This is a genomic window from Hyphomicrobium sp. (assembly GCF_036833075.1).
Taxonomy (GTDB): Bacteria; Pseudomonadota; Alphaproteobacteria; order Rhizobiales; family Hyphomicrobiaceae; genus Hyphomicrobium_C.
Genome location: NZ_DAITQL010000079.1, coordinates 11056 through 19401 on the forward strand (window position 1 = coordinate 11056; position 8346 = coordinate 19401).

Consider the following 8346-nt stretch of genomic DNA (forward strand, 5'->3'; position numbering starts at 1 on the left):
GTTCTACGGCTTTCCCTACACACCGCGCCCGTTGCGCCGCGCCAGGCTCCGCCAGTTCGAGGCCGTGATCGTCCTCTGGACCGAGGCGTCAGCTCCGTCGGCGGGCCTCTCCGACATCGCCCGCGAAACCCTGCCGCTCAATCTTCTGGTCCCGGTCCGCGCCGAGGCCCTGGCGCCGGCTAGGCTGCCGCTCGCCTTCCGCAAGCTCGCCATGCTCGTCCCGCAGGACGTGGACGGCATCGCCCGCGTCATCGCCCGCATGAGCACCGCCGCCTCCTCGTTGCGCGAGATGAGCGAGCGGGAGGCGGCGCGGCGCGCTGAGCAGGACGCGCTCCCGCCCGGGGAGGGCGTAGCCCGGCCGCCGATGCCGCCCCGGAAGTGGCCCGACGCCGCACCTCGTCCCGCCGGGCAGGGACTGCACCCGCCCGCCGCATCCGGCCCCGTCGTCCAGGCCGGCACGAGCGGCCGGGTCCGCCCGCTGTCCGATCTGCCGGAGGTCGAAGCCGACGCGGCGTTCCTCGCCATGGCGCGCCGGATCCGCGAGACGCACGCGGCCCCGCAAGCCGGCGCCCCGCCACCACCGCCGGCGGACGCACGGTCTCAAGGGGGCGCGCCCCATCCGGAGCCGCCCGCCCCCCACCCCGCGACGCAGGTCATCTCGGCGGACGATCTGGCCCGGGCCGTGGATGCCGGCTTGCTCGCTCATCATGTGCCCGACGCCCTGTGGCTCGGCGCGCCGGCCATCGTCGAGGTGGTGCTGAGCCGCCAGATCCTGGCCGATCTGACGCGGCAGGGCCACGATTTCGAGACGCTGTCCGTCAGCCTCTACGGCGATGCCGAGGCGTTCGAGATCGAGCGGCAATCGGAGCGCACCCAGTTCCTCAATGCGAAGCAGGCCCTCGCGGCGCACGATCCGGCCACGTTCGGGCGCTGGGCCTGGCTCGTGACGCCGTGCGCTGCGGGACCGCAGCACCTCGTGATCCGCGTCGCCGCGCTGTTGCGCGACCGCCATGGCGTTCCCGCGCCGGTCGCCATTCCCGACCGCAGCTTCATCGTCGAGGTCCAGGTGCCCGAGGACGAAAGCGCCGTCTCCGCCCTCGCCGGCTGGCTCCACCCCTGACCCCTCCGGCCGCGCCTGCGCCGCACGCATCCTTCGGAAGCGTGTCTAGACCCCGACCTACGTCGGGGTGACGTTGATTTGTGAATGCGACGCGCCCTTAAACTCGACGTCATCCCGGCATCATGGCGGAGCCATGCTCCGCATGGACGGCCGGGATCCAGACACGTTGCAAAGCAAACAAAAAGCGCGGGGCCTATGCGGCGCCCGCGCTTCAATTCTCGGGGACGGTTGTGGCCTCAGCCGGCCATCTCCTCGACGTGCTCCCAGTTGACGAGGTTGTCGAACCAGGCTTCGAGGTACTTCGGGCGCGCGTTGCGGTAATCGATGTAGTAGCTGTGCTCCCACACGTCGACGCCCAGGATCGGCTGCGCCCCGTGCATGAGCGGGTTCTCGCCGTTGGGCGTCTTGGCGACCTCGAGCTTGCCGTCGCGGACGGCAAGCCAGGCCCAGCCGGAGCCGAACTGCGTCACGCCCGCGTTGATGAAGTCGGCGCGGACCTTCTCGAACCCGCCGTAGCCGTCGACGAGCTTCTGCACCGAGCCCGGAAGCTTGCTGCCGCCGCCGCCCTTCTTCATCCATTGCCAGAAGTGAATGTGGTTGTAATGCTGGCCGACGTTGTTGACGAGCGGCTGGTTCTTGCCCGCGTACGCCGCCTTGCAGATCTCCTCGACCGACTTGCCCTCGAGGCCCGAGCCGACGATCAGCTTGTTGCCATTGTCGACATACGCCTGATGGTGCTTGTCGTGGTGGAACTGGAGCGTCTCGGCAGACATGAACGGGGTGAGGGCGTCATAGGCATAGGGAAGATCGGGGAGCTTGAAGGTCACGGGGCACTACTCCGGCTTGTTCGAAAACCATTCGTCTCCCAATGCCTATCGGCTCGGGAGGTTCCGTTCAAGCATTGTCCCGAGAAGGCGCCTCTGCAGAGGACGCAGAGCGGGCGGAGATCGGAGGGGGTGGAGGTGCACCGACCCTGAGCGGTGCACCTCCGTGGATCACGCCGGGGAAGATAGGATCTCAGGGTGAACGCACCCTAGGCGCGGGCCGCTGAACCCGTCCTGAATGCCGCGTTCATCTACCGTTCATCGTTGTGGCAGACTTGCGTCAAACGGGCGCGCTAGGGACGCCTTCGCCCGCCGCGCGACGGAAATGTGCCGCCGTTCCGTCTTCTGCTACGAAGAGAAGCCCTTTCCGCGGTCCGAGCAGACGAAACTCATGAAGAAAAGACGCCTGAGCTCCCTGTTTACCCTCGCCATTCCGGTCGCCGCGATCGGCCTCGGCGCGCTTTGGCTGTTCGGCCCCACCACCTCGGGCAGCAAAGGCGTCGTCTACGAGACGGTGCCGGCCAGCAAAGGGCAGATCCGCAAGATCGTATCCACTTCGGGGCCGGTGCGCGCCCTGGTGACCGTCAGCGTCGGCTCCCAGCTCTCGGGCCAGGTCGACGAGGTCCGGGTCGACTTCAACAGCGAGGTGAAGCCCGGCGACATCCTGGCCACCATCGACGCCAAGACGTTCGCGGCCAAGGTCGCCCAGGCCAAGGCCGATCTCGAGGCGGCCGAGGCCGCGCTCGCCAACCAGCAGGCGGCCCTCGAAAAGTCGAAGGCCGTCCTCCAGGCCGCGGAGACGAACGTCACGCGCCAGCAGGGTCTGGCCGAGAAACGGCTGTCGCCGCAATTGACCCTCGAAACCGCGATCCGCGACCGGGACGTCGCCAAGGCGGATATCGCGGTCGCGCAGGCGCAGGTCGCGAGCGCGCGCGCCACGATCGCGCAACGCAATGCCGCGCTCGAGCAGGCAGCCGTCGATCTCGAGCGCGCCGATATCCGCTCCCCCGTCGACGGCACCGTGATCTCGCGTACGGTGGATCCCGGACAGACCGTGGCCGCGAGCCTGCAGGCGCCCGAGCTGTTCCAGATCGCCCAGAACCTGTCCCGTATCCGCATCGAGGCGCAGGTGAACGAGGCCGATGTCGGCGCGGTGGCGGAGGGCAACCCGGCGACGTTCGTCGTCGATGCCTATCCCGACAAGCAGTTCGAGGGCGTCGTCACGCAGGTCCGCCTGGCGGCCACCGAGTTGAACAGCGTCGTCACCTACACCGTCATCATCGAGGCGGCCAACGAGGGGCGTAAGCTGTTTCCCGGCATGACCGCCAATGTCATGATCGTGTCGGCAACGCGCGACGGCGCATTGCGCGTCTCGAACGACGCGCTACGCTTCAAGCCGCGGACGGAGGCGGCAGCGAGCCCAGGCGAGCGCGGCGGCAACGCCGGCCGCGACCGCGGCGGCCAGATGATCGAGCGGCTCAAGACCGAGGTCTCCCTCAGCGACGACCAGGTCGCCGCCGTTCGGCACGTCATGGACCAGCTCCGCAAGGAGACGAGCGAGGCCGGCGGACAGCCGAGCTTCGGCGGCGGCGGCCCGGGCCGCGACCGCGGCGAGTTCCGCCAGAAGATGATGTCGCGCCTGGAGCAGACCCTCGGGCCGCTGCTCAGCGACGGCCAGCGGGCGGCCTTCCAGCGCTGGAAGGACGGTCGCGAGGCCGTGCGCCCGGCCGTCGTGTGGGTGCTCGGAAAGACGGGCGTTCCGGAGAGCCGCGCCGTCCGCGTCGGGCTCGCTGACGACCAGTTCACCGAGATCGTCGGCGGTGATCTCAAGGAGGGCGAGCCCGTCATCATCCGGGCCCGGGACGTGAAGTCGTGACCGTCATGGAGCGCGCTGCCCCATCCGATCCGGCCCGGGAGCCGTCCTCCGCCCTTGGCGCGCCCCTCATTTCCGCGCGTGAGCTGACGAAGATCTATCGTGTCGGCGATCAGGACCTCGTCGCGCTCGACCACGTCACGCTCGACATCGCGGCCGGCGATTTCGTGGCCATCATGGGACCGTCCGGCTCCGGCAAGTCGACCATCATGAACCTGATTGGCGCGCTCGACGTGCCGACCTCGGGCAAGCTCATTCTCGATGGGCGCGACATCGGCACGCTCTCCGTCGACGAGCTCGCCGATCTCCGCAACCGCACCATCGGCTTCGTCTTCCAGCAGTTCAACCTGCTGCCGCGCACGAGCGCTCTGGAGCAGGTCATGCTGCCGTTGCAGTATGCGAACCCGCGGCCTGAGGGAAGCGAGACGATGGCGAGAAAGCGCCTCGAGCAGGTGGGTTTGCAACACCGCATGGATCACACGCCGCGTCAGCTTTCGGGCGGCCAGCAGCAGCGCGTCGCCATTGCGCGCGCGCTCGTCAACAATCCCAAGCTGCTGCTCGCCGACGAGCCGACCGGCGCTCTCGACAGCCGCACCTCCGAGGAGATCATGCAGCTCTTTGCCGAGCTCAACCGCGAGGGGATCACCGTCGTCGTCGTCACGCATGAGCCCGAGATCGCCTTGTGGGCAGGCCGGCGCATCACCTTCCGCGACGGACGCATCGTCGACGACATCCGCCAGACACCCTATACGGGCAGCCCCGCGCCCGGCCCGGATGGAGCCGCGCCATGAGCATCTGGGACAGCGTCCTGATTGCCGTCCGCGCCCTCAGGGTCAACCTGCTGCGCTCCGTGTTGACCACGCTCGGTATCGTCATCGGCGTGGCGTCCGTCATCATCCTGGTGGCCGTCGGCACGGGAGCCTCGAGCGAGGTCGACAAGCAGATCAAGGCGCTCGGCACCAACATGCTGGTCGTCTTCCCGGGCTCCATGCGGGTCATGGGCCGCGCGGGCGGCGCCGGCACGGACATCCCCCTGAGCGAGGTCGACGTCGCCGGCATTCGCGACAAGGTCCCAGGCGTGACCGCCGTTTCGGGGCAGATCGAGGATTCGGGCCCGGTCGTGCGCGGCAACGCCAACTGGACCTCCAGTCTGAGCGGCGTGCACGCAGAGTACCTGACGGTGCGCGACTGGCCCGTCGCCGCCGGCCGCGACCTTGAGCCGGCCGACGTGAGGAGCGGCGCCAAGGTCGCCATTCTGGGCGCCACCGTCGCCAAGGAGATCTTTCCCGGAGAAAATCCGGTGGGCGCGTCCATCCGCATCAGGAACGTGCCGTTTGAGGTGATCGGCGTCCTGGCCGCCAAGGGCCAGTCGGTCATGGGGCGCGACCAGGACGACATCGTTTTGCTGCCGATCACGACGGCGCGCCTCCGGGTCTCGGGCAAAAGCCAGGTCCAGAACGATCGTGTCGGGCGTATCTACGTGAAGGTCGACGAGGCCGCCGACATGACCGAGGTCCAGGAGGACATCGAGAATTTGCTGCGCCAGCGGCGCAAGACCCGGACCGGCGCCGACGACAGCTTTTCCGTGCGCAATCTCGCGGAAACGATGAAAGCCAGAAGCGAGGTGCTCACCACGCTGAGCTATCTTCTCGCCGCCACCTCCGTGATTTCACTGATTGTCGGCGGCATCGGAATTATGAACATCATGCTTGTCTCGGTAACCGAGCGCACCCGTGAAATCGGCCTCAGAATGGCGGTCGGCGCCCGGAGGCGCGACATTCTGTTGCAGTTTCTCGTCGAGGCCGTTTCCCTCTGCCTGCTTGGAGGAGCGATCGGCATTGCAATAGGCGTTTCTGCGTCCGCCATCATCGCTTTTACCGCCAATTGGCCGGTGCTTGTCTCGCCGGCCGTCCTCGGAGGCGCACTCGCGGCCGCCGCTGCGACGGGGATCTGTTTCGGTTTATTTCCGGCCCGCCGTGCAGCGCTCCTTAATCCTATTGATGCATTGCGGAGTGAATAGTTGGGCTGAAAAATTCTTTGTCAGCCTTGACGAAACACCCCAAAAGATTTTACGAACGCCATTGAAACCGTGATCGCGGGCGCGAGAACATTATACTCGTTCCAAAACGCATGGGGGCGAGGTATATGGCGCAGGGGCGAAAATCGTCCGTTTCGAGGGGTTCTAAGTCGTTGCCTAATTCTGGACGTCGTCAAGGCCGGATCGCGCGCCCGAGACGGGCCGGGCGACCAATGGAGTTGGAAATGGCAAGTGTGAACTACGATAAAATGTCGGTGAAGGAGCTCGCGGATCATATCGCGCGCGCCCAAAAAGCCCTGAACGCGGCAAAAGATCGCGAGCGCGCCGAGCTGAAGAATAAGATTGCCTCGCTTGCCGAAAACGCTGGTTTTTCCGTCGGCGAACTGTTTGGGGCCCGCGGCCGCAACAAATCCGTCGCCGTGAAATACATGAACCCGGACAATCGGTCCGAGACCTGGACGGGTCGCGGCAGAAAGCCGAATTGGCTGGTTGCCAAGCTTGGCAAGGGCGCAAAAATCAGTGATTTCGCCGTCTGATTGATGGCCTGTTGAACGGAGCTAAGCGCGCCGTTTTGCGCCGCGTCTATATTTTTCTCCCGAAATTCCGCGCGCACCCACTCTTGGCGCAGGCCGGAATCTCCGACGGCAGAGGGATCGGCCGCGCGCGGATCAATCCCACGCCGTGCGGGCCTGCCGTGGGCATAGCCCCTGCCTTAGCCGTGAAATGACGTTGGTCTCGATGACTGCTTCGGGCTCCATCAGCCCGAAGCGTCCCGCATCGGCTTCCGCGGAAACTGGCAGCGCCGTCCTGATAGGGATGACGATAACAATGCCCTAACCCTTATCGGGGCATCCTTCGCTGGCGGCAGATGGATTGGCACTCGAGACTTGACAGTGCTAGCAAGCCTTCACATATAGGCGCTGCGCCGCCGCTGTTCCTCGCTTGGGACGCTGGCGTGTGCAACCCGGATTGCGCGGCTTCGGCCCGTCCGGGTTCATTTCATGAACATGATCAACCATCTGCATCATGAGGGTATCCCATGAAGTTCCGTCCCTTGCATGACCGCGTTGTCGTAAAGCGCGTCGAGGAGGACACCAAGACCGCTGGCGGCATCATCATTCCCGACACGGCCAAGGAGAAGCCCCAGCAGGGCGAAGTCGTCGCCGTCGGCCCCGGCGCCCGCGACGAGCAGGGCAAGATCGTTGCTCTCGAGGTGAAGCCCGGCGACCGCGTGCTGTTCGGCAAGTGGTCCGGCACCGAGGTGAAGATCGACGGCGAGGACCTCCTGATCATGAAGGAGAGCGACATCCTCGGCATCCTCGAAGGCAAGTCGTCGGCCAAGAAGGCCGCGTAAGCGCCTCCCGCCAAGATCCAATTTTTCCAACAGTCGAACGGAGTGCCGCATTATGGCAGCTAAGGACGTAAAGTTTTCGCAGGACGCGCGCGAGCGCATGCTGCGCGGCGTGGACATTCTCGCCAACGCCGTCAAGGTCACGCTGGGCCCCAAGGGCCGTAACGTCGTCATCGAGAAGAGCTTCGGCGCCCCCCGCATCACCAAGGACGGCGTGACGGTCGCCAAGGAGATCGAGCTCGAGGACAAGTTCGAGAACATGGGCGCGCAGATGCTGCGCGAGGTCGCTTCCAAGACCGCTGACCTCGCCGGTGACGGCACCACCACCGCAACCGTGCTCGCCCAGGCGATCGTTCGTGAAGGTGCCAAGTCGGTTGCGGCCGGCGCCAACCCGATGGACCTGAAGCGCGGCATCGACATCGCCGTCCAGGCCGTCGTCGACGAGCTCAAGGCCAAGTCGAAAAAGGTCACCTCCAACGACGAGATCGCCCAGGTCGGCACCATCTCTGCCAACGGCGACACCGAGATCGGCGCCAAGATCGCCGAGGCCATGAAGAAGGTCGGCAATGAGGGCGTGATCACGGTCGAGGAATCGAAGAGCCTCGAGACCGAGCTCGACGTCGTCGAGGGCATGCAGTTCGACCGCGGCTATCTCTCGCCCTACTTCATCACCAATGCCGATAAGATGGTGGCCGAGCTCGACGAACCCTACATCCTGATCCACGAGAAGAAGCTGTCGAGCCTACAGCCTTTGCTGCCGGTACTCGAGGCTGTCGTGCAGACGGGCAAGCCGCTGCTCATCATCGCCGAAGAGGTCGAGGGCGAGGCGCTGGCCACGCTGGTCGTCAACAAACTGCGCGGCGGCCTCAAGATCGCAGCCGTCAAGGCTCCGGGCTTCGGCGATCGCCGCAAGGCCATGCTCGAAGACATCGCCGTCCTGACCGGCGGCACGGTGATCTCCGAGGACGTCGGCATCAAGCTTGAGAACGTCACGCTCGACATGCTCGGCACCGCCAAGCGCGTTGCCATCGACAAGGAAAACACCACGATCGTCGACGGCTCGGGCAAGAAGGCCGACATCGAAGCACGCGTGAAGCAGATCAAGGCGCAGATCGAGGAGACCACCTCGGACTACGACCG

7 protein-coding genes and 1 pseudogene are annotated in these 8346 nt (G+C 65.9%); 7 read left to right on the forward strand and 1 reads right to left on the reverse strand.

The genetic code is table 11. The features are described from left to right. A pseudogene (locus V7082_RS17735) lies at positions 1 to 1120 on the forward strand (hypothetical protein); the annotation flags it as partial. Positions 1121 to 1356: 236 nt separating this feature from the next. On the opposite strand, the gene V7082_RS17740 reads toward V7082_RS17735, so the two are convergent. Continuing rightward, the gene (locus V7082_RS17740) at positions 1357 to 1947 is read right to left on the reverse strand and encodes a superoxide dismutase (protein ID WP_334150680.1); all 591 of its coding nucleotides are present in this window, start codon (positions 1945 to 1947) and stop codon (positions 1357 to 1359) included. Between the two features lie 388 nt (positions 1948 to 2335). Between V7082_RS17740 and V7082_RS17745 the strand changes: the two genes are divergently transcribed. From V7082_RS17745 to groL, 6 genes are all read left to right on the forward strand, one after another. Next, positions 2336 to 3820, forward strand: a complete 1485-nt coding sequence (locus V7082_RS17745; RefSeq protein ID WP_334150682.1) for an efflux RND transporter periplasmic adaptor subunit — start codon at positions 2336 to 2338, stop codon at positions 3818 to 3820. 5 nt (positions 3821 to 3825) lie between these two features. Continuing rightward, positions 3826 to 4608, forward strand: a complete 783-nt coding sequence (locus tag V7082_RS17750) for an ABC transporter ATP-binding protein (protein WP_334150689.1) — start codon at positions 3826 to 3828, stop codon at positions 4606 to 4608. After that, positions 4605 to 5837 carry an ABC transporter permease gene (locus tag V7082_RS17755; RefSeq protein WP_334150683.1) on the forward strand — a complete coding sequence of 411 codons (1233 nt, stop codon included), beginning with the start codon at positions 4605 to 4607 and terminating at the stop codon, positions 5835 to 5837. The genes V7082_RS17750 and V7082_RS17755 overlap by 4 nt, the downstream gene beginning before the upstream one ends. Positions 5838 to 6079: 242 nt before the next feature. Then, positions 6080 to 6391 (forward strand): H-NS histone family protein, encoded by a 312-nt coding sequence (locus V7082_RS17760; protein ID WP_334150684.1) that lies wholly within the window; start codon positions 6080 to 6082, stop codon positions 6389 to 6391. A gap of 503 nt (positions 6392 to 6894) precedes the next feature. After that, positions 6895 to 7209: a co-chaperone GroES gene (gene groES / locus V7082_RS17765; protein WP_295557121.1), complete on the forward strand. Its 315-nt coding sequence runs from the start codon at positions 6895 to 6897 to the stop codon at positions 7207 to 7209. Between the two features lie 52 nt (positions 7210 to 7261). Then, positions 7262 to 8346 (forward strand): chaperonin GroEL (gene groL / locus V7082_RS17770; protein ID WP_334150686.1); only part of this gene is annotated, 1085 nt, incomplete at its 3' end.

Coding starts and splice junctions, on each gene's coding strand:
- V7082_RS17750 (WP_334150689.1), top strand. CDS start 3,826: ATGGAGCGCGCTGCCCCATCCGATCCGGCCCGGGAGCCGTCCTCCGCC.
- V7082_RS17755 (WP_334150683.1), top strand. CDS start 4,605: ATGAGCATCTGGGACAGCGTCCTGATTGCCGTCCGCGCCCTCAGGGTC.
- V7082_RS17760 (WP_334150684.1), top strand. CDS start 6,080: ATGGCAAGTGTGAACTACGATAAAATGTCGGTGAAGGAGCTCGCGGAT.
- V7082_RS17745 (WP_334150682.1), top strand. CDS start 2,336: ATGAAGAAAAGACGCCTGAGCTCCCTGTTTACCCTCGCCATTCCGGTC.
- groES (WP_295557121.1), top strand. CDS start 6,895: ATGAAGTTCCGTCCCTTGCATGACCGCGTTGTCGTAAAGCGCGTCGAG.